We start from the raw sequence: 19711 nt of genomic DNA, 5'->3' as shown, positions 1-19711 counted from the left end.
GGCGGGGCTGGTAGAATCGGCCGCTGAAATCATTGGAGGCGCTATGAGCCAACGCCGTCGCCGGTCCGCAGAACGTGTCACCTTGTCCGACGTGGCCAAGGCCGCGGGCTGCTCGTTGATGTCCGCTTCGCGCGCGCTGTCCCAGCCGGGGCGGGTGTCCGACGCGCTGCGCGAGCAGGTGATGCGTGCCGCTCAGGCGCTGGGTTACGTGCCCAACCCGGCAGCGCGGGCATTGGCCAGTTCACGCTCGAATCTGGTGGCTGTGGTGATCCCGTCACTGTCGAACTCGGTGTTCGTCGATACCGTGGAGGCCATCCAGCGGGTGCTGATGCCGGCTGGTTTCGAGATGATGATCGGTGTCAGTCACTACCGGGTCGAGGAGGATGAGCGTCTGCTGCGTTCCTACCTGGCGCACCAGCCAGCGGGTCTGCTGCTCACGGGGTTCGAGCGCAGCGACGCGGCGCGTGAAATCCTCGGTGCCAGCAGTTGCCCCTTGGTGACGTTGATGGAGCTGAGCGAGGAGCCGGAGGATTACTGCGTCGGCTTCTCTCAGGTCGAAGCCGGCGCCGCGATGACCCGTGCCCTGGTGCAGCGTGGTTACCGCCATATCGCCTTTGCCGCCGCGCAGCTTGATCCACGCACCTTGCAGCGTGCAGAAGGCTATCGTCAGGTGATGCGCTACCTCAATCGACATGATCCGGCACTGGAATTGCTGACGCCGGCGTTGTCATCCATCGGCTTGGGCGCCGAGTTGCTCGACCGCCTGCTGGCGCAGCAGCCGCAGATCGATGCGGTGTTCTTCAACAACGACGACCTGGCCATGGGCGCGCTGTTCCGCGCGCGTCAGCTGGGCCTGGACGTCCCGGGGCGCCTGGCCATCGCCGGCTTCAACGATTTGCCGGCCGCTGCCTGGATGCATCCGGCCCTGAGCACCGTGCGTACCACCCGTGGTCGTGTCGGCGAGCTGGCGGCGAACATGCTGCTGGCGCTGATGCGTGGCGAAACGCCGGAGCAGCACTGCATCGACGTCGGCTTCGAGCTGGTGATGCGCGACAGCGCCTGAGGCTACTGCTGCCTGTTGGCCGCCGCCAGTCGCTCGCTGGCCTCCAGACGCAGGCGCTCACGTTCATCGAAGCGCTCTGCAGCCAGCACCTCGATCGCCGCGCGCTTGTCGCCGCTGCTGAGCCCTTCATTGGCCTGAATCTTCGCCTTGGCCGTGATGTAGTCATCCAGACGTTTCTGCCAACTCTGCCGCTGGCTATCCAATGCCTCCAGGCGTGTGGTGGCTTCGGCGCCGACCAACTGCTGCCGCATCTGGCGAATCTGCGCCGCACTGGCGCCTTCGGCCTGCAGGCGAGCGGTGTGCTGCCGCAGTTCCTGCTGCAGTTGCGGCAGGACGGCGTCCTGCAGTTCTTCGGGCAGGGACGCGCGCAGGCGGTCGACGGCAGCACCTTTCTCTGCTGCGCTCATCCGGGCGTCGCGCTGGATGGCCAGGCGCTCCAGAGTGAAGCGGTTGTAGCCTTCCTCGCGAGCGAAGAAGGCCTGGTGGGTCTCGTTATCGAACAGACGCGCGCGCAGCGTCTGTACGGCGCTTTCGCGCTGGCGCATGGCATCCAGATCGGCCATTTGCGGCAGGTCGCGCTCCAGCAGCGCCAACTCGCGCTTGTAGCTCAGGTACTGGTCCAGCAGTGTCTGTGCGTGGGCTCGCGCAGGTTCCTGCAACTGGCTGTCGATGTAGCTGCGCAGGCGCGACACGCTGGCATCCAGGCTTTCTTCGCCGATGCTGGCGAGGAAGTAATCGAAGATACGGCGGATGTCTTCGCTGATGATCAGATTGCCGGCGGCGTCCACGCGAAAGCTGCCGTCGACTTCGGTGCCGACGAAGGAGCTGGGCAGGGCCAGCGCGGTGGCCTTCTTCGGCGTCTCGTCGATAGTCGGCGTTGCGGCCTCTGCGGCCGGCTCCGCTACAGGCTGCGCAGCCGTGGCGGCGGGAGGCGTGAATGGGGTCGGTGGGTGTCCGGGTTGCAGGTAAAGCATCAGCGCCAGGCCGGCGGCGATCAGTAGCGGCAGGACGAACAGGGTTTTCTTCACGGCAGGTTCCAGTAGGGCGTCGGATCGGGATCGCCCCCGATCCGAATCAGGGCTCGGAGCAATACCTGTAGGGTGCGCCGTGCGCACCGGATTGTCGGTAACGCTGGCATTTCGCTGCGCACGGCGCACCCTGCGAAACGTGGCAGTTCAGAGCCCGGCGTTCTTCAGGCGGTTGGCGTGCTGGCGGTAGACGGTAACCGGATCGGTCTCGAACAGACTGGTCAGACCTAGTGTCTGGTTGACCTCGTCGAGATGGTTCATCCGGTAGTTGTCACGAATCACCTGGCCCATGCGCGAGCTGCAGCGGCCGACCAGGCCGTCGTTGGCTTCGTTGCCGAAGGTCAGCGAGGAGGCGCCCATCAGCAGGTCGCTCGGGTCGAGCAGGTTGGTCAGCGGGCTGGTGCCGCTCCAGGAGTAGTAGCGCACGCCGCCTACGCTGTAGGCACCCTCGCCGCAGGCGCTGGTGGGAATGCCTTGTGGGAACTTGGCATTGAAGCGTGCAGCGCCCTCGCTGTTGAGCGATTCCAGTGAGCCCAGTGCATTCTGCGGCGTGGTGCTGGAACTGCCGGAGAGGAAGTTGATCAGCGTCCCCAGGCCGTTGACGATGCCCACCAGCAGCGGGGTGGCGACCGGGCCGGCCGGGCCGTCGCTGATGCCCTTGAGGAAGTCGGCGGTGGCCGAACCCTTGTGCGGTGCGCCGACGCTGGTGACCGATGCCACCAGATCCGGGCGCACGGCGGGGACGTAGCGGGTGGTCGGGCCGCCATGACTGTGGCCGATCAGGTTGACCTTGCCCTTGCCGCTGATGGCGACGATCTCCTCGACCTGCTGCAGCAATTGTTCGCCGCGCGCTTCGGAGGTGTCCAGCTGGCTGACTTCGGTGACGTAGACGCTGGCGCCGTCACGGCGCAGTGCCGCCGGGATGCCATACCAGTAGTCGACACCAAGGATGCTGTCGAAGCCGAGCATGCCGTGGCCGAGGACGATGGGGTATTTGGTCTGGGTATAGCCGGATGAACCGAACCAGAATGCCTGGGTCTGACCGCTGGCGAGCAGGCCGGTACCGAGGCAGAGGGCGAGCAGGGTTTTCTTGTTCTTCATGGGCGCTCTCGATGGGTGTGTTGAGGCAGTCAACTGCTTCCAGCAACATGGATCGCGCCCATCCCGTGGCGCGTACGGCGCCAGGACGATGGCAGGAAACATGCCATCGTCCTGGTGTTTCTGGCGAGCCCTCTATCCAGGCGCTTTCCAGGACTTTCGGGCGACTTGGCGTCGATATCGCCACGTGTTTTCTGTTACGTGGCGAAACGTCGGGTCGCGCCGAGGGCCGCAATCGATCTGGTCAGGCGGGGCGTCCATGGCCAGGAACGGGTCTTTTGAGCGGACGGAAATGCGCGGATCGAGTGTCGCCCAATCGAAGGTTGGGGTTGAAGCCGTGTGCGCCTTGACAGTTTGCCGTGGGCTTCTCTAGGATGCGCTCTGCGCCGATTTAAACAGCTACTTGCGGGGCGCCACAGGGTGTTGTCATCAACGCCTGAAATTCCGCTAAAGCGCTGGTTCGGTGTCGCCTCTCACCGCTGCCCAGCGGGATTCTCGAGGCGGAGACTCGACCATGATCTGTCCCCAACCCCTTATTCGTCTGGCGCCCATCACATCGGGCCTGCTGCTGCGCAATCCGCGCGTGCTGCTGGGCGGCAGCCATCAACCCACCTTGTTGCGCTATCTCGAAGGCTGGCCCAAGCGTTGGGCCGGGTCGCGTGCCTTTCGCATCCAGTTCGTGCAGAACGGCGAGTCGCTGAGCCGCTTCGCGCGCGACAGCTTCGACCTGGCGGTGATCCAGGCGCCCAGCGCCGAGGACGTGGCACAAACCGTCGATGAGTTGGTGCGAGTGGCGCGTCAGGGCCTGATCACCCGCCGCTAGGGTATCGCAGGGGCGTCTAGGCCGGGCGCCTCAAACATCCCGTGGTCGCTGGTGTGCAGCGAATGCCTGCTTACCAGCGGTGCGCACGGCGCCCCCTGCGCGCCAGGTCTCAGGGATACTCGATCTCGACGATATAGCAGGTCTTCTCACCGCTGGGGCTGTGCACCCGCACTTCGGCGTCGAGCGCCTTGCCGACCAGGGCGCGGGCCAGTGGCGAGTCGATGCTGATCAGGCCCTGCTTGAGGTCCAGCTCGTCGGGGCCGACGATGCGGTAGCGCGACTGTGCGCCGTCCTCGTCTTCGATGGTGACCCAGGCGCCGAAGTACACCTTGTTCGGATCGGATGGTTTGTCGCTGACGACCTTGAGCTTCTCCAGGCGCTTGGTGAGAAAGCGCACGCGGCTGTCGATCTCGCGCAGCATCTTCTTGCCGTAGGTGTATTCGGCATTCTCCGAGCGATCACCCTGGGCCGCTGCTTCGCTGACCGATTGCGTCACCTGCGGTCTGCGCACATGCCACAACTCGTGAAGCTCGGCGCGCAGGCGCGCTTCGCCTTCGGGTGTGATCAGTGGCGTACCGGCAGGGCGAGGGGGGCGATAGCGGCTCATGGTGTCTCTGCAAGATGAAAGGGGCGCCAGTCTAGCAAACCCCTCTCCAGCTTCTCAGCCTTCGCGCAATACGCTCAACGGGCTGGCATTCAGCGCGCGGCGAGTGCCGAGCACGCCGGCCAGACCGATCAGCAGCGCGCCGATCAGCGGCAGCAGGAGCAACCATGGGTGAGGTTGCCAGCTCATGTCGAATGCATAGCGATAGAGCAGAAAGCTCACCAGCTCGCAGCCCAGCGCGGCCAGCAGGCCGGCGGCCGCACCGAGCAGGCCGAACTCGGCGCGGCGAGCGCTGATCAGCAGCTTGCGTTCGGCGCCCAAGGCGCGCAGCAGCGCTCCCTGGCGGATGCGCTCGTCCAGTGTCGCCTGCAGCCCTGCAAGCAGCACGGTGATGCCGGCGGCGAGCACGAACAGCAGCACGTACTCGATGGCCAGGGTGACCTGAGCGAGGATGCTGCGCAGCTGCGCCAGCAGGGCGTCGACCTGCAGCAACGTCACGCTGGGGAAGGCGCGGCTGAGGGCTACCAGCTCCGCGTCCTGGCCGGGCGGCAGGTAGAAACTGGTCAGGTAGGTGGCAGGCAGGTCCTGCAGGGTCTGCGGCTCGAAGATCATGTAGAAGTTGGGCTGGAAACTGTCCCAATCCACCTGGCGCAGACTGGTGACCTGCGCTTCGCGCTCGATGCCGCCGACATTGAAACGCAGTTGGTCGCCGAGCTTCAGTTGCAGGCTTTCGGCCAGTTCGGATTCGACGGAAACGCCAGGCAGTTCGCTGGCGTGCGCAGCGCCCCACCAATTGCCAGCGGTGAGCAGGTTGTCCGATGGCAGAGCCTCGGCCCAGGTCAGGCTCAGGTCGCGCTGGATGGCGCGCTCGCCGCGGCTTTCCTTGGTTACCAGTTGGCGCACCGGCTCACCGTTGATCATGATCAGCCTACCCGGCACCACGGGATACAGCGGGGCTGGATGCGGCGACAGCTCGGCCAGGCGTGCGGCGAATGCATCGCGTTCGGCAGGCAGCACATTGAGGGCGAAGTGATTGGGCGCGTCCTCCGGCAACTGGTCCTGCCAGGTATCGAGCAATTCGCCACGCAGCAGGGCGATCAGCGCCATGGCCAGCAGGATAAGGCCGAACGCCAGCGCTTGCCCGGCTGCCGCCAGCGGGTGGCGCAGTAACTGGCCCAGGCCCAGGCGCCAGGGCAGGGCGGCGCGCTGCAGCAGGCGGCGCAGGCTCTGCAAGCCGAGCAGCAACAGACCGCCGAGCAGCAATGCGGCGAGCAGTCCGCCGCCCAGCAGTGCCAGCGTCAGGCGCAGATCCAGGCTCAGGCGCCACATGATCAAACCCAGCGCGATCAGCGCGGCACCGTAGACCAGCCAGGAGCTGGCCGGCACCGGCAGCATGTCGCGGCGTAGCACGCGCAGCGGTGGCACGCGGCCAAGCGCGGCCAGCGGCGGCAGGGCAAAACCGGCCAGCGCCACCAGGCCGGTGGCCATGCCGGCCAATGCGGGCCACAGATCGGCAGGCGGCAGATCATCCGGAATCAGCCCGCGCAGCAAATGGAAGAGAACGTGCTGGCCGGCCCAGCCGAGCAGTGCGCCGATTACGCAGGCGATCAGCCCCAGCAGTGCCAGTTGCAGGCCGAACAATGCCAGCGCTTCACGCCGTGACAGCCCGAGGCAGCGCAGCAGTGCACTGGCATCGAAGCGCCTTGCCGCGAAGCGCGCAGCCGACAAGGCCACGGCGACGCCAGCAAGCAATACTGCCGCCAGGCTGGCCAGGTTCAGGTAGCGCTCGGCGCGGCCGAGGGCGCCGCCGACCTGGCGATTGCCATCGCGCGCGTCGTCCAGACGCTGGTTGGGTGCCAGGCCGGCTTCAACTGCCTGACGGTAGGCCGCCAGGGCGTTGGCATCGCCGCGCCAGAGTTCCCGAAAGCGCACACGGCTGCCGGGTTGTACCACTTCAGTCGCGGCAAGGTCGTCCAGATGCATCAGCACGCGCGGCGTCAGGCTGTAAAAGTCGCCAGCCGTGTCGGGGTCATAGGTCAGAACACGGCTCAGGCGCAGGGTTTTGGCGCCTATTTCCAGTTCATCGCCAATCTTCAGGTTCAGCGCGACCATCAGGCGCGCTTCGGCCCAGACTTCTCCGGGGCGCGGGCCGGAACCCACTTCCTCTGGCGCGTAGGGTTCGGCAGCGCTTCTCAGCTCGCCGCGCAGCGGGTATTGATTGTCGGCGGCCTTGACGCTGGCCAGCTGAATGCCTTCCTGGGCGGCGACCACGCTGGAGAACTCTACCGCTCGTGCGTGATCGAGGCCCAGCTTGAGCCCCGCGTCTACCTGTTCCTGGCTGGCTGGCGAGCTGCCGCTCAGGCGCAGGTCAGCGGCGAGAAACTCGCTGGCACGCAGCAGCATGGCGTCATTCAGGCGCGCGCTGAAATAGCCGATGGCGCTGCTGGCGGCCACCGCGACCAGCAAGGCGAAGAACAGCACCCGCAACTCGCCGGCGCGGGCATCGCGCAGCAGTTGGCGGGCAGCGAGCGACAACAGACGAGTGAAGGGCACGCGTTTCATCAGGGCTCCACGCGGTCGATCAGGTGTCCGGCTTCCAGGCGGATCAGGCGCTGGCAGCGGTGCGCCAGGCGCTCGTCGTGGGTGACCAGCACCAGGGTGGTACCGCGTTCCTGGTTGAGCTGAAAGAGCAGGTCGCTGATGCGCTCACCGGTGTGGCTGTCGAGGTTGCCGGTGGGTTCATCGGCGAACAGCACGTCCGGTTCTGCAGCGAAGGCGCGGGCAATGGCCACACGCTGTTGCTCACCACCGGAGAGCTGGCGCGGGTAGTGCGTCAGACGTTGACCCAGGCCGACGCGTTCGAGCAGCGTACGAGCACGCTGGCGGGCATCGGCATGACCTTCCAGCTCCAGCGGCAGCATCACGTTCTCCAGTGCGTTGAGGCTGTCGAGCAATTGAAAGGACTGGAAGACGAAACCCACATGCTCGGCGCGCAGGCGGGCGCGCTGGTCTTCATCGAGTTCGCTGAGGTTCTTGCCGGCCAGCAGCACCGCACCGCCGCTGGGCAGATCCAGGCCGGCGAGCAGGCCGAGCAGGGTGGATTTGCCAGAACCTGAGGCGCCCACGATGGCCAGGCTGTCGCCTTTGCTCAGTTCGAGATCGAGATCATGGAGGATGGTCAGCTCGCCTTCCGCGCTGCTGACCACTTTGCTAAGGTTCCGCGCAGCGAGAATGCTCGAAGTCATGGAGATTCCAAATGCGTGCATGGTGGTTGAGTGGTGCCTTGACCCTGATGCTCTGGGCTCAGGGAGCGGTTGCAGGCACCCTGCTTGTGGTCGGCGATAGTATCAGCGCGGCTTTTGGCCTGGATAGCCGCCAGGGATGGGTCGCTTTGCTGGAAAAACGCCTCGATGAAGAGGGTTTCGAGCACTCGGTGGTCAATGCTTCGATCAGCGGCGATACCAGTGCAGGTGGCGCCGCACGGCTCTCTGCGCTCCTTGCAGAGCACAAGCCGGAGCTGGTCATCATCGAGTTGGGAGGCAACGATGGCCTGCGTGGCCAGCCCCCTGCGCAATTGCAACAGAATCTTGCGTCGATGATCGATAAATCGCAGTCCGCCGGTGCCGATGTGCTGCTTCTCGGTATGCGTTTGCCACCCAATTATGGCGCGCGTTACACCACATCGTTCGCCCAGGTTTTCGCCGATTTGGCGGAACAGAAGAAGGTGCCGCTGGTGCCGTTCTTTCTCGAGGGGGTCGGTGGCGTGCCGGGGATGATGCAGGCCGATGGCATTCATCCGACCGAGCCCGCGCAGGCAGTGTTGCTGGAGAATGTCTGGCCGACGCTCAAACCGCTGCTGTAAGTGTCTGTTTTCGAGGGAAAACAGACTAGGCACAGGCTTTTCCGCCTGCAGCCTTTCGGCTAATGTGGCCGACCTGTCACGGAGCTCCAGATGCCGCGTCCCGCCTGGTCCCTATATGCCTACCAACTGATCGAGCCGGATGAGCAGCTGGATCTGTTCGCCTGCCGTGAGGTGCGCGTGCACCTGGTGGCTCGCCAGCTGCGCCTGGGCGGGCATGCCGATCGCACGCTTTGCGGCGGCTTGTTGCCGGCACAACCGCGCTGGCGGACGCTGGAAAAGGTCTGGCTGCGTGACCGCCGCCTGTGTCCTGCTTGCCTGGCGACATTCGAGGCGCAGCGCCAGGGTTTGTGCTCGAATTGGGCGGATGGCTGACGTCTGCCCGGCTTGCGAATGGCGGTGTACAATCGCCGCAATATCATTCAACTCTTCAAGGGACATCCCGGATGTTGTCGCGCTTCTCTGCGGTCAACCGCTGCCTGACTCTGGTCGCGCTGTGCTCCAGCGCTGCGGTACAGGCACTCGAACTTCCACTGCCGCCGCCAGGCGACGATGTGGTGGGCCAGGTACAGGTGATCAAGGCCAAGTACGAGGACACCTTCGCCGATCTGGGAGCGGCAAACGATCTCGGTTATCTGGAAATGGTCGCCGCCAACCCGGGGGTCGACCCCTGGCTGCCGGGCGAGGGCAGCGAGGTCATCCTGCCGACCCGTTACGTGCTGCCTCCCGGGCCGCGTGAGGGCATCGTCATCAACCTGGCCGAATATCGTCTGTATTACTTCCCGAAAGGCCAGAACGTGGTGCACACCTTCCCGCTGGGCATCGGTCGTGAGGGCTGGGGGTCGCCGCTGGGCACTGGCCGCGTGACCGTGAAGACGCCGAACCCGGCCTGGTATCCGCCTCAGTCGATTCGTGAGGAGCATGCGGCCGAAGGCGATATCCTGCCTACCGTGGTACCGCCTGGCCCGGACAATCCGTTGGGCCCTTACAAGATGACGCTGTCGTTCCCTAGCTACCTGATCCATGGCTCGAACAAGAAGTTCGGTATTGGCATGCGCGTCAGCCACGGCTGCTTCCGCATGCTCAATCACAACGTGCTGGACCTGGCAGGCATGGTGCCGGTCGGCACGCCGGTACGCATCATCAACGAGCCCTACAAGTTTGGTGTGAGCAGCGGCAAGGTCTATCTGGAAGCGCATGCGCCACTGGATGACGAGGGCGATCCCTCTGTCGTCGACAAGCACACGGCGGTGATCAATGCGTTGCTCAAGCGTGACGAGCTCAGCGGCCTGCGCCTTGACTGGGAGATGGTCCGCGAGGTGGTTGCTGCCGAGGACGGTATACCGGTGCCGATCGCGGCGCAGACCGAGCATGTAGTCGCGAGCAGCGATAGTCCGTTCTGATCGAGCAACGTTGTAAAAACCCGCCTGCATTCGTGTACGCGGGTTTTTTATTGCCCGGCAATCGAGACGTTCCGAGAGTGCCAGGGCGCGAGCGGGCAATAAAAAAGCCGCACCAGTTGCCTGGGGCGGCTTTCGAAAAAACGAGTCGCAATTACTTGCGGCTGGCTTTTTCCAGCATACGCAGAGCGCGCTCGTTAGCTTCGTCAGCAGTCTGCTGAGCTTTCTGAGCAGCGGCCATAGCTTCATCGGCCTTGCGGTAGGCTTCGTCAGCACGGGCCTGAGCACGAGCAGCTGCGTCTTCGGTAGCAGTCAGACGAGCTTCGGTTTCTTTGGACATGCTGCTGCAACCGGTAGCCAGAACTGCGGCCAGAGCCAGAGCAGAGAATTTCAGAACGTTGTTCATCGTGTTCCCCTTGAGGTGGAGTTTTCCATAAAGAGCAATTCCCCAACTGCGGGAAATTAGCCGGCGTACATACTACCTATTACTTTTAGTAAGTAAACGGAGCCAAGGCAAGAGTTGCAGTTTTTTTTCTTTGGGCAGGGCGCTGAAGGATAGAATCTGCGTGGGCTGGCTAAAAAACAGTCAGTTACGCATTCGATACAGTGTAGCGGTCATACGAGCTGTTATAACTATCCCGGCTTGGAAACTAAAACAATAAAAGAGGGGATGCAGATGCTTGGGAATCTGGGGCTTTTGCTGGGCTTGGGGCTGCTTATCTTCATGGCGTTGCGCGGGGTGAACATATTCATCGCGGCATTGCTGTGTTCGATTCTGGTGGCCCTCACCAATGGCGTCGCCGTATCAGGTGCACTGCTCGAGCACTTTCCATTCGGCCCCTTGGGTGCATTCACCTTTGCGGGCAAGTTCTTCGTGCTGTTTCTCTGCGGTGCGATCTTCGGCAAGGTCATGGCTGCCAGCCAGGCGGCCAGCAGTATCGCTCAGGCCATTACCCGTGGCCTGGGTACGCAGCGCACGCTCTGGGTGGCGATGCTGGTGTGTGCGGTTCTCACCTATGGCGGGGTGGTGGTATTCGTGGTGATCTTCACCATGTATCCACTGGGTATTACCCTGATGCGCGAGGCCAACCTGCCCAAGCGATTGTTCTGCGCCGCCACCGCACTGGGGGCGGGAACCTTCACCATGACGGCCCTGCCTGGCTCACCTTCGATTCACAACGTGATCGCAGCCAGTGCACTGGGCACCGACCTGTTCGCAGGTGCCTGGATTGGTCTGTTCGCCTCGCTGGTGATGATTGGTCTGGGCATGGCCTATCTGCAGCGCGAATGGCGCCTGGCGCGCGAACGAGGCGAGGGGTTCGAGCCTAACGCGCAGGACGAGCGCATGCAGCAGTTGGCCGGTGCGCCGGGTAGCGGGCCACACTGGGGCATGGCGTTGGTGCCGATCATCGTGGTGTTGGGGATCATTCTTCTGCCGCGTCTGCTGGTTCTGTCTGGTGCAACTGAGCCAGGCGAAGGGGCGCTGGGCAGACTCTTGGCTTTCAGCCAGTCGCAGCCGATTCTCTGGCCCAGTCTGGCCCTGGTGATCGCGACCGGGGTGGCTGTGCTGATGTTTTCGGCGTTGCGCCGTAATACCGTCGCCTTGCTGGGGCAGGGGGCTGACGATGCGATCATGCCGCTGCTCAACACTGCTGCGGTGATCGGTTTTGGCGGTGTGGTTACCCAGACCGCAGGTTTCGCCCAGTTCGCCCAATGGATACTGGGAGTGGATCTGCCGCCGCTGTTGTCGGTGTTCGCCTCGGTTAGCGTGGTCTCGGGGATCGTCGGTTCGTCGTCTGGTGGCCTGCAGATTTTCATGCAGACCCTGGCGCCGCGTTATCTGGAGATGGGGGTGGACCCTGAGGTGCTGCACCGGATCGCCAACATCACCGCTGGCGGGCTCGATTCACTGCCGCATTGCGGGGCAGTGATCGCGATGCTGATGATCATGGGGCTGACTCACAAGCAGGCGTACAAGGACATATTCGTCATCACGGTACTGGTCCCCGTGATTGCGGCCTTGCTCTGCATCGCAGTCTTGAGCTTCTGATTGCTCGTGGCTGGGCAGCCCGGCGGCTGATAAGCTTGGCCAATCGCGTGGTCGGAAGTGGCAACGGAATTTGCGCTTTTGCCAAAGCACCGGTATGAAGTAAAAATTGATGCGCCGCTAACGGTTTGCGGCTAGAGGAGTGAAGATGAGCGAGGGGTTGTCCATTCACCACGACCAGGCGAGTCACCAGTTCGTGACGACCGTCGATGGTGATCGTGCCTATCTGGCCTATATGGATCTGGGCAAGCAGACGCTGGACATCTATCGCACCTTCGTACCCAACGGCCTGCGTGGTCGAGGCATCGCTGCGGCGTTGACCGAGCATGCCCTGCAGTACGCCGAAGGCAAGGGCTACACGGTGATTCCGTCCTGCTCGTATGTCGAGCGCTACATGGAGCGACGCTCGCGTCACCAGTAGGCATCGGTTCGGCGTGGCGGGCTGAAGCCCACCCTGCGTGTGAATGCGGATACAAAAACGCCGGGCAATGCCCGGCGTTTTCATTGCTGTTGCGTCCTTAGAGGGTGTTTACAAGATAGGCGAACGAAGGCAAGACAAGGAGAAAACGATCGAGAAAGCGGAGTTTACGTGCTGTAAATGAGCATTTCGAGATCGTTTTCAACGCAGTATTGCCAAGTGCAGCCATTTTGTAGACACCCTCTTAGCCGCGAGGGCGCTTGGGAAGTACGTCCTTGAGCTTGGCATGCATGCTGCGCAGGCTCTTCTCGGTGGTATCCCAGTCGATGCAGGCATCGGTGATGGATACGCCGTATTTGAGGTCGCACAGATTCTTCGGAATCGACTGGCTGCCCCAGCCCAGGTGACTCTCGACCATCAGGCCAACGATGGAGTTGTTGCCTTCGAGAATCTGGTTGGCCACGTTCTCCAGAACCAGCGGCTGCAGTGCCGGGTCCTTGTTGGAGTTGGCGTGGCTGCAGTCGACCATGATGTTCGGGCGAATGCCGGCTTTCGTCAGTTCCTGCTCACAAATGGCAACGCTGACCGAATCGTAGTTGGGTTTGCCATTGCCGCCGCGCAGTACCACGTGGCCGTAGGCGTTGCCCTTGGTGGTGACGATGGACACGCCGCCTTCCTGGTTTATGCCGAGGAAACGGTGCGGGCTGGAAACCGACTGCAGGGCGTTGATGGCCACCGTCAGACCGCCGTCGGTGCCGTTCTTGAAGCCAACTGCCGAGGACAGGCCCGAGGCCATTTCCCGGTGGGTCTGGGATTCGGTGGTGCGTGCGCCGATGGCCGACCAGCTGATCAGGTCCTGCAGGTACTGCGGGGAGATCGGGTCGAGCGCCTCGGTGGCGGTGGGCAGGCCCATTTCCGCGAGGTCGCGCAGCAGCTTGCGGCCGATGTGCAGACCGTCCTGGATCTTGAACGAGTCGTCCAGGTACGGGTCGTTGATCAGGCCTTTCCAGCCGACCGTGGTACGCGGCTTCTCGAAGTACACGCGCATGACCAAGAACAGACTGTCGGACAGCTCGGCAGCCAGCACCTTGAGGCGCTCGGCATACTCGTGAGCGGCCTTGATATCGTGGATGGAGCAGGGGCCGACGACCACGAACAGGCGATGATCCTTGCCGTCGAGAATGTCGCGTACCACCTGACGGCCATGGGCCACGGTCTTCAGTGCGGCATCTGTCAGGGGGATTTCGCGTTTGAGCTGATCGGGGGTGATCAGGGTTTCATTGGAGGCGACGTTGAGGTCGTCGATCGGTAAATCAGCCATCGTGCTATTCATCGGGTCAGGTCGTCAGGTCACGGGTGCCGGCCGCCAGCGATCCCCTATGGCGGTGCACAGCTAGTTGGTGCAGGGGGAGCCGAACCTTAGCGCGTACGGGGCGGCGCGACAATGGGCGTTAAGTTCAATAAGCCTCATAGAGTGGCATTATGAGGTGGGTTATTGCTCTCGTTGCCGGGGGCTGCGCCGTATTCAGGCGAGATAGGGAAATTCGGCGGCATGCTTGGCGATCCAGTCCTGAGCGCATTGTTCGATGGCCATGGGGTGGCCTGATGCCTGTTCCAGCTGTTGTCGGTAATGCTGGATCTGGCAGACCTGCTCGACCATGCGCGCGCGGAACAGGGTGTCTTCATCGAGAAAGGCGATGCCTACCAGGTAATCGCTATCCTGGCGCCGACACCAGGCCACCACGCCGGGGTAGCGTGCCTGTTCGCCCAGTAGCGGGATGCGCAGTTCAACCGAGGTGCCACGGCGAAAGCCGCGTGACGAGTTGCATGCGACCCCACCCAGGCTGATATTGTTCAGCCGCTGCCGGGGAATGCAGGCCTGTTTTCGCAGGACCAGTTCCACCGGCATATCGCTTGGATGACGCAGAAACTTACGCATGAACACCGACCTTGAATGCAGGCAAACTGATATCAATGAATTCAGTATAGCGACGCAATTGGAATTGACCGATCTGGATGCCGACCGCCGCCTGCTCGATCTTCCCGGTGCCTCGCTACTGGTGTTCACAAGCACGGGCTGTGCCAGCTGCCGCTGGGCACGTCAGGCCTTGCCGGAGATGCCGCTGCCCATCGAGCGCCTGTGCTGGGTCGATGCCGGGCATAACGCCGGATTGGTGACGCGCTACGAGGTATTCCACTTGCCCGCGCTGTTTCTGGTCAGGGACGGTCATTTCTTTGGCGCATTGCACACGCGTCTTACCCATTCCGATCTGGTTACCGCCATGGGCGAGGCCCTGCTTCGCCCGGCTGAGGAGCTTCCCTGATGACTCAATACCCTGCGCCGCGTATCGGCATCATCGGCACCGGTGCCATTGGCGGTTTCTACGGAATGCTGCTGGCTCGCGCTGGTCATGACGTGCACTTTCTGCTGCGCAGCGAGTACCGCGCGGTGGTCGAGCGAGGCCTGCAGTTGAACAGCGCGGTACATGGTGCCCTGAGCCTGGCGCCGGTACAGGCCTACCAGCATGTCGACGAGATGCCGCCGTGCGACTGGCTGTTGGTCGGTGCCAAGACCACGGCCAATGCCGAGCTGGCGCCGCTGATTGCCAAGGCTGCAGCGCCAGGCGCCAAGGTGGTGCTGTTGCAGAATGGCCTGGCGGTGGAGGACGAATTGCGTCCGCTGTTGAGCGCCGATCTGCATCTGTTGGGCGGGCTCTGCTACATCTGCGTTCACCGCAGTGCGCCGGGCGTGATCGAGCATCAGGCACTGGGGGCGATCAACCTGGCCTATCACTCCGGGCCTCTGGCCGACGATGAGGCACGGCTGGCGCTGGTCGAGGAGGGCGCGAGCCTGCTGCGCAGCACCGGCCTGGATTCGGCGGCGATGCGCGATCTGGCACAGACGCGCTGGCAGAAGCTGGTGTGGAACATCCCTTATAACGGCCTGTCGGTGCTGCTCGATGCCGATACGCGGCGCCTGATGGCCAATCCCGACAGCCGCGCGCTGATCGCTGACATGATGCAGGAGGTGGTGCAGGCCGCTCAGGCGCTGGGTTACGCCATGCCGGACGGCTATGCGGACAAATTGCTGGCCGCCACGCAGCGCATGCCGGATTACCTGCCGAGCATGTACCACGACTTTGCCCAAGGGCGACCGGCCGAGCTGCATGCCATTTACGAGGCTCCGCTGGCGGCTGCGCAGGCAGTGGGTTTGGCAATGCCCAAGGTGCGCGCCCTGTATCAGGCGCTTCGTTTCATTCAGGCTCGCCAGGAGGCCTAAGCATGGGTAAGGGGCTGGGGGACAAACTGGTGCTGGCGATCTCTTCGCGAGCGCTGTTCGATCTGAGCGAAAGCCACCAGATCTACGAAAGCGAAGGGGTGGAAGCCTACCGCCGCTATCAGATCGAGCATGAAGATGAAGTGCTGATGCCGGGCGACGCCTTTCCGCTGGTGGAGAAGCTGCTTGGACTGAACACGCGGCTCAGCGAACAGCGCGTGGAAGTCATTCTGGTGTCGCGCAACAGCGCCGATACCGGGCTGCGCGCGTTCAACTCGATCCAGCACTACGGGCTCGGCATATCCCGCGCTGCCTTCGTCGGCGGTCGTAGTCCCGACCCTTATCTGGCGGCCTTTGGCTGTCATCTGTTTCTGTCTACTCACGCCGACGATGTGCGCAACGCACTGAAAGCCGGTTTTGGTGCGGCCACGCTGCTTTCCGGTGGCGCGCGGCGAGCGAACAGCAACGAACTGCGTATCGCCTTCGACGGCGATGCCGTACTGTTCTCCGACGACTCCGAGCGCGTCTACCAGAGTGGCGGCCTCAATGCTTTCCAGGATCATGAGCGCGAAGCTGCTCGGCAAGCCTTGCCTGGCGGGCCTTTCAAGCCTTTTCTGGCCGCATTGCACAGCCTGCAGCAGGAGTTCCCCGAAGCAGACTGCCCGATCCGTACCGCGTTGGTCACTGCACGTTCGGCGCCCGCGCATGAGCGTGTGATTCGTACCCTGCGCGAATGGAATATCCGCCTGGATGAATCCTTCTTCCTCGGCGGGCTGGACAAGTCGGCGGTGCTCGAAGCCTTCGCTGCCGATGTGTTCTTCGATGACCAGACCGGGCACTGCGAAAAAGCCCGCCAGGTGGTGGCGACCGGTCATGTGCCCCATGGCGTCAGTAACGAGTTACTGCCCTGAGCCTGGGCCTGTGCAGGCGTCCAAGCGTCTGCATATAGCCATTCGTCCTAAATAACGCTTCCGATCTTGCTTTGTCTGATGCGCTGCTAAGCTCAATCAAGGGCCTGCGCCAGCAGTCGAGGAGGCCGCGTGATCCGCTCGATACTCTATGCCACCGATCTGGGACTTTATGCCTCCTACGTGCTGCAGCACGCCCTCGCTATGAGTCGCAGTTTCAAGGCCGATCTGTACGTGGTGCACGCGGTTGAACCCCTCGGGCTATTCGCCGAATCCGTGCTGCAGACCTATCTGGACGAGGACACCCTTGGGGAGCTGCGTCGTAATGGACTCAATACCGTCATGGCCAGTATCGAGCAGCGTGTGCTGGAAGGGTTTCGCGACGAGCTGGGTGATGGTCAGCAGGATCTCCAGTTGATTCGTGCGGTGCGGGTGCTGCAGGGGGATCCGCCAGCGGTGATTCTTGAGGAGGCGCAGAAACTTGGGGTGGATCTGTTGGTCGTAGGCAGTCATAGCCACGGCGCGGAATTGGCCGTGCCGCTGGGACGTACTGCAGCACGGATCGTGCAGTTGTCGGAGGTGCCGGTGTATCTGGTGCCCATGCTGCAACACCGTGGACACGGGGATCTGTAAAGAGGGCTAATAAAACGTTCTAGGATGTTCGATTAAACCAATAATATGGTTATATACGGCATTGGCAGTTGTTGGCCTGCCTTACTGCTCTGAGGGAAATTTATGAAGCTTCAGCAATTGCGCTACATCTGGGAAGTTGCGCACCACGACCTCAACGTATCGGCTACCGCTCAGAGCCTGTATACCTCGCAGCCAGGGATCAGCAAGCAGATTCGCTTGCTCGAGGATGAGCTGGGCGTGGAAGTCTTCGCCCGCAGCGGCAAGCACCTGACCCGCGTGACCCCAGCCGGGGAGCGCATCATCACCACGGCCGGCGAAATTCTGCGCAAGGTCGAAAGCATCAAGCAGATCGCCCAGGAGTTCTCCAACGAGAAGAAGGGCACGCTGTCCATCGCCACCACCCACACCCAGGCTCGCTACGCTCTGCCGCCGGTGATCAGCGCCTTCATCAAGCAGTACCCGGATGTCGCCTTGCACATGCACCAGGGCACGCCGACGCAGATCGCCGAGATGGCTGCCGATGGCAGTGTCGACTTCGCCATCGCCACCGAAGGTCTTGAGCTGTTCAACGACCTGATCATGATGCCCTGCTACCGCTGGAATCGCTGCGTGGTGGTGCCGCAAGGGCATCCCTTGACCAAGCTGCCGAAGCTGACCCTCGAAGCCCTGGCCGAGCATCCCATCGTTACTTACGTATTCGGTTTCACCGGGCGTTCGAAACTGGACGAAGCCTTCAGTCATCGCGGCTTGACACCCAAGGTGGTGTTCACCGCCGCCGACGCCGACGTGATCAAGACCTACGTGCGTCTGAACCTGGGGGTCGGCATCGTGGCCAAGATGGCGGTCGACGCCAAGCTCGATCCGGATCTGGTGGTGCTCGACGCCGATGACCTGTTCGAGCCCAGCGTGACCAAGATCGGTTTTCGTCGCGGCACCTTCCTGCGTGGCTTCATGTGCGATTTCATCGAGCGTTTCGCCCCGCACCTGACCCGCGAGATGCTGGCCAAGGCGGTGCAGTGCCACAACAAATCCGAACTCGAAGAGCTGTTCGCGGGCGTCGAGTTACCGATGCACTGAAGTAGAACCGGAATGAAAAATGGCGCCCAGGGGCGCCATTTTCGTTTCTGCACGGCAGCGATCAGTGACTCAGGTGCAGGCCGCACTCGCGATTGTCTTCGCCCTTGGTCGGGTCGAAGTAATCGAACTCGTTCGGCAGGTCGTGGGCGACCAGGTACTGATACAGGTCCTTCGAGGACCAGTGCAGCAGCGGGGCGACCTTGATCAGGCCGTCCGGGTTGATGCTGATCGGGTCCATTTGCGCGCGCACGGCGGTGTCGGTGGCACGCAGGGCAGTGAACCAGACGCTCGGTGCGGTCTCGCGCAGGGCACGGGCGAAGGGCTCGAGCTTCACTTCCTCGGTGAACGCGGCGTGGCGCGGATCATCCAGGCCTGGCACCGGGCCGTCGATGGCCTCGCGGTGCGCGCGCGAGCGCTTGGGCAGGTAGGTGATCAGGTTGAGGTTGAGCTTGCGCGCCACTTCATCGGCGAAGCGATAGGTGGCTTCGGTGTTGTAGCCGCTATCCATCCAGACCACCGGGATATCCGGTTTGACCTGGCTGACCATGTGCAGGATCACCGCTTCGAACGGGCGGAAGTTGGTGGTGCAGATGGCGGGTTTGCCCAGTCCGATGGCCCACTGCACCAGTTTTTCAGGCTGGTTGCCGAATTCGGCGTTGAGCGCGTCCAGGTCGAGTTCCATGCTGAGGACTCCAGGTCGTGTGCGTGAAGGCGCGATGGTAGCAAAGGCTGGTTATGCGGCTAAATAACTAAGACTGTTATTACCCTTTCTTATGGTTATAAGAAGGGCGCATTGCGCAGCTCATGCCCAGCGGCTAGAGTGCCGGCTCCTTTTTGGCTCAACCGAGGAGTGGCCTGTGGAAATCGCGTGTCTCGACCTGGAAGGTGTTCTGGTTCCGGAAATCTGGATCGCCTTTGCGGAAAAAACCGGCATCGAGTCGCTCAAGGCGACCACCCGCGACATCCCCGATTACGACGTATTGATGCAGCAGCGCCTGCGCATTCTCGATGAGCACGGCCTGAAGCTGAAGGACATCCAGGACGTGATCGCTACCCTGAAGCCGCTCGATGGCGCCGTGGAGTTCGTCGACTGGCTGCGTGAACGTTTCCAGGTGGTGATTCTCTCCGACACCTTCTACGAGTTCTCCCAGCCGCTGATGCGCCAGCTTGGTTTCCCGACCCTGCTGTGCCACCGATTGATCACCGACGAGAACGACCGTGTGGTCAGCTACCAACTGCGCCAGAAGGACCCCAAGCGTCAGTCGGTCATCGCCTTCAAGAGCCTCTACTACCGCGTGATCGCCGCTGGTGACTCGTACAACGACACCAGCATGCTCAGCGAGGCCCATGCCGGCATCCTGTTCCATGCGCCGGACAACGTGATCCGCGAATTCCCGCAATTCCCGGCCGTGCACACCTTCGAAGCGCTCAAACAAGAGTTCCTCAAGGCCTCGAACCGTAAGCTGAGCCTGTAAG

The 19711-nt window shown here is 62.7% G+C and carries 22 protein-coding genes; 13 read left to right on the top strand and 9 right to left on the bottom strand.

The genetic code is table 11. From position 1 onward, the window contains the following. Positions 1-43 precede the first annotated feature (43 nt). Positions 44-1063 carry a LacI family DNA-binding transcriptional regulator gene (locus ACN0X6_RS05470; RefSeq protein WP_417702642.1) on the top strand — a complete coding sequence of 340 codons (1020 nt, stop codon included), beginning with the start codon at positions 44-46 and terminating at the stop codon, positions 1061-1063. A 2-nt stretch (positions 1064-1065) separates the two neighbouring features. Here the strand turns inward: ACN0X6_RS05470 and ACN0X6_RS05465 are convergent, their stop codons facing one another. After that, positions 1066-2091, bottom strand: coding sequence for a lipase secretion chaperone (locus ACN0X6_RS05465; RefSeq protein ID WP_417702641.1), 1026 nt, complete (start codon positions 2089-2091; stop codon positions 1066-1068). Positions 2092-2238: 147 nt separating this feature from the next. Continuing rightward, positions 2239-3192 carry a triacylglycerol lipase gene (locus tag ACN0X6_RS05460; protein WP_417702640.1) on the bottom strand — a complete coding sequence of 318 codons (954 nt, stop codon included), beginning with the start codon at positions 3190-3192 and terminating at the stop codon, positions 2239-2241. A 511-nt stretch (positions 3193-3703) separates the two neighbouring features. On the opposite strand from ACN0X6_RS05460, the gene ACN0X6_RS05455 reads away from it, so the two are divergent. Next, complete coding sequence (locus ACN0X6_RS05455; protein ID WP_417702639.1) at positions 3704-4012, top strand: class I SAM-dependent methyltransferase; 309 nt, start codon at positions 3704-3706, stop codon at positions 4010-4012. Between the two features lie 109 nt (positions 4013-4121). Here the strand turns inward: ACN0X6_RS05455 and greB are convergent, their stop codons facing one another. From greB to ACN0X6_RS05440, 3 genes are read right to left on the bottom strand one after another with little or no spacing between them, the layout of a single operon-like run. Next, the gene (gene greB / locus ACN0X6_RS05450; RefSeq protein ID WP_417702638.1) at positions 4122-4619 is read right to left on the bottom strand and encodes a transcription elongation factor GreB; all 498 of its coding nucleotides are present in this window, start codon (positions 4617-4619) and stop codon (positions 4122-4124) included. Positions 4620-4673: 54 nt separating this feature from the next. Next, positions 4674-7178: an ABC transporter permease gene (locus tag ACN0X6_RS05445; RefSeq protein ID WP_417702637.1), complete on the bottom strand. Its 2505-nt coding sequence runs from the start codon at positions 7176-7178 to the stop codon at positions 4674-4676. Then, the gene (locus tag ACN0X6_RS05440) at positions 7178-7861 is read right to left on the bottom strand and encodes an ABC transporter ATP-binding protein (protein ID WP_017676786.1); all 684 of its coding nucleotides are present in this window, start codon (positions 7859-7861) and stop codon (positions 7178-7180) included. The genes ACN0X6_RS05445 and ACN0X6_RS05440 overlap by 1 nt, the downstream gene beginning before the upstream one ends. Positions 7862-7872: 11 nt before the next feature. Here ACN0X6_RS05440 and ACN0X6_RS05435 point away from each other — a divergent pair, with 11 nt between their 5' ends. The 3 genes from ACN0X6_RS05435 to ACN0X6_RS05425 all read left to right on the top strand — a co-directional run bounded on the left by ACN0X6_RS05435 (position 7873) and on the right by ACN0X6_RS05425 (position 9878). Next, complete coding sequence (locus ACN0X6_RS05435; RefSeq protein WP_417702636.1) at positions 7873-8478, top strand: arylesterase; 606 nt, start codon at positions 7873-7875, stop codon at positions 8476-8478. Between the two features lie 90 nt (positions 8479-8568). Beyond that, positions 8569-8850 (top strand): hypothetical protein, encoded by a 282-nt coding sequence (locus tag ACN0X6_RS05430; RefSeq protein ID WP_417702635.1) that lies wholly within the window; start codon positions 8569-8571, stop codon positions 8848-8850. A 71-nt stretch (positions 8851-8921) separates the two neighbouring features. After that, positions 8922-9878 carry a L,D-transpeptidase family protein gene (locus ACN0X6_RS05425; RefSeq protein WP_417702634.1) on the top strand — a complete coding sequence of 319 codons (957 nt, stop codon included), beginning with the start codon at positions 8922-8924 and terminating at the stop codon, positions 9876-9878. Positions 9879-10029: 151 nt separating this feature from the next. On the opposite strand, the gene oprI is transcribed toward ACN0X6_RS05425, so the two are convergent. Then, entirely contained in the window at positions 10030-10281 is a 252-nt protein-coding gene (gene oprI / locus ACN0X6_RS05420) for an outer membrane lipoprotei OprI (protein ID WP_037003984.1), read from the bottom strand. 270 nt (positions 10282-10551) lie between these two features. Between oprI and ACN0X6_RS05415 the strand changes: the two genes are divergently transcribed. Then, positions 10552-11925 carry a GntP family permease gene (locus tag ACN0X6_RS05415; RefSeq protein ID WP_417702633.1) on the top strand — a complete coding sequence of 458 codons (1374 nt, stop codon included), beginning with the start codon at positions 10552-10554 and terminating at the stop codon, positions 11923-11925. A gap of 145 nt (positions 11926-12070) precedes the next feature. Continuing rightward, on the top strand, positions 12071-12343 hold the full coding sequence (locus ACN0X6_RS05410; RefSeq protein WP_100547829.1) for a GNAT family N-acetyltransferase: 273 nt from the start codon (positions 12071-12073) through the stop codon (positions 12341-12343). A 241-nt stretch (positions 12344-12584) separates the two neighbouring features. On the opposite strand, the gene ACN0X6_RS05405 is transcribed toward ACN0X6_RS05410, so the two are convergent. Together ACN0X6_RS05405 and ACN0X6_RS05400 are read right to left on the bottom strand one after the other, a co-directional pair. After that, positions 12585-13661 (bottom strand): 3-deoxy-7-phosphoheptulonate synthase, encoded by a 1077-nt coding sequence (locus tag ACN0X6_RS05405; RefSeq protein WP_072423888.1) that lies wholly within the window; start codon positions 13659-13661, stop codon positions 12585-12587. A gap of 204 nt (positions 13662-13865) precedes the next feature. Next, positions 13866-14279 (bottom strand): PilZ domain-containing protein, encoded by a 414-nt coding sequence (locus ACN0X6_RS05400; protein ID WP_417702632.1) that lies wholly within the window; start codon positions 14277-14279, stop codon positions 13866-13868. Here ACN0X6_RS05400 and ACN0X6_RS05395 point away from each other — a divergent pair. The 5 genes from ACN0X6_RS05395 to cysB all read left to right on the top strand — a co-directional run bounded on the left by ACN0X6_RS05395 (position 14278) and on the right by cysB (position 18235). Further along, positions 14278-14664, top strand: coding sequence for a thioredoxin (locus ACN0X6_RS05395; RefSeq protein WP_417702631.1), 387 nt, complete (start codon positions 14278-14280; stop codon positions 14662-14664). The genes ACN0X6_RS05400 and ACN0X6_RS05395 overlap by 2 nt on opposite strands. Next, positions 14664-15620 carry a putative 2-dehydropantoate 2-reductase gene (locus tag ACN0X6_RS05390; protein ID WP_417702630.1) on the top strand — a complete coding sequence of 319 codons (957 nt, stop codon included), beginning with the start codon at positions 14664-14666 and terminating at the stop codon, positions 15618-15620. Before ACN0X6_RS05395 ends, ACN0X6_RS05390 begins: the two co-directional genes overlap by 1 nt. Before the next feature lie 2 nt (positions 15621-15622). Beyond that, positions 15623-16528, top strand: coding sequence for a 5'-nucleotidase (locus ACN0X6_RS05385; protein ID WP_099524315.1), 906 nt, complete (start codon positions 15623-15625; stop codon positions 16526-16528). Between the two features lie 129 nt (positions 16529-16657). Further along, positions 16658-17158 (top strand): universal stress protein, encoded by a 501-nt coding sequence (locus ACN0X6_RS05380; RefSeq protein ID WP_417702629.1) that lies wholly within the window; start codon positions 16658-16660, stop codon positions 17156-17158. 102 nt (positions 17159-17260) lie between these two features. Then, on the top strand, positions 17261-18235 hold the full coding sequence (gene cysB, locus ACN0X6_RS05375) for an HTH-type transcriptional regulator CysB (RefSeq protein ID WP_017676798.1): 975 nt from the start codon (positions 17261-17263) through the stop codon (positions 18233-18235). A 61-nt stretch (positions 18236-18296) separates the two neighbouring features. Here cysB and ACN0X6_RS05370 read toward each other — a convergent pair whose 3' ends face one another. Next, positions 18297-18917, bottom strand: coding sequence for a phosphoadenosine phosphosulfate reductase family protein (locus tag ACN0X6_RS05370; RefSeq protein ID WP_160017976.1), 621 nt, complete (start codon positions 18915-18917; stop codon positions 18297-18299). A 175-nt stretch (positions 18918-19092) separates the two neighbouring features. On the opposite strand from ACN0X6_RS05370, the gene thrH reads away from it, so the two are divergent. Continuing rightward, positions 19093-19710 carry a bifunctional phosphoserine phosphatase/homoserine phosphotransferase ThrH gene (thrH, locus tag ACN0X6_RS05365; protein ID WP_417702628.1) on the top strand — a complete coding sequence of 206 codons (618 nt, stop codon included), beginning with the start codon at positions 19093-19095 and terminating at the stop codon, positions 19708-19710. Position 19711: the final 1 nt, after the last annotated feature.

This window comes from Pseudomonas sp. (assembly GCF_048269965.1).
Classification (GTDB): domain Bacteria; phylum Pseudomonadota; class Gammaproteobacteria; order Pseudomonadales; family Pseudomonadaceae; genus Aquipseudomonas.
This window is presented reverse-complemented; position numbering and strand designations above follow the sequence as displayed.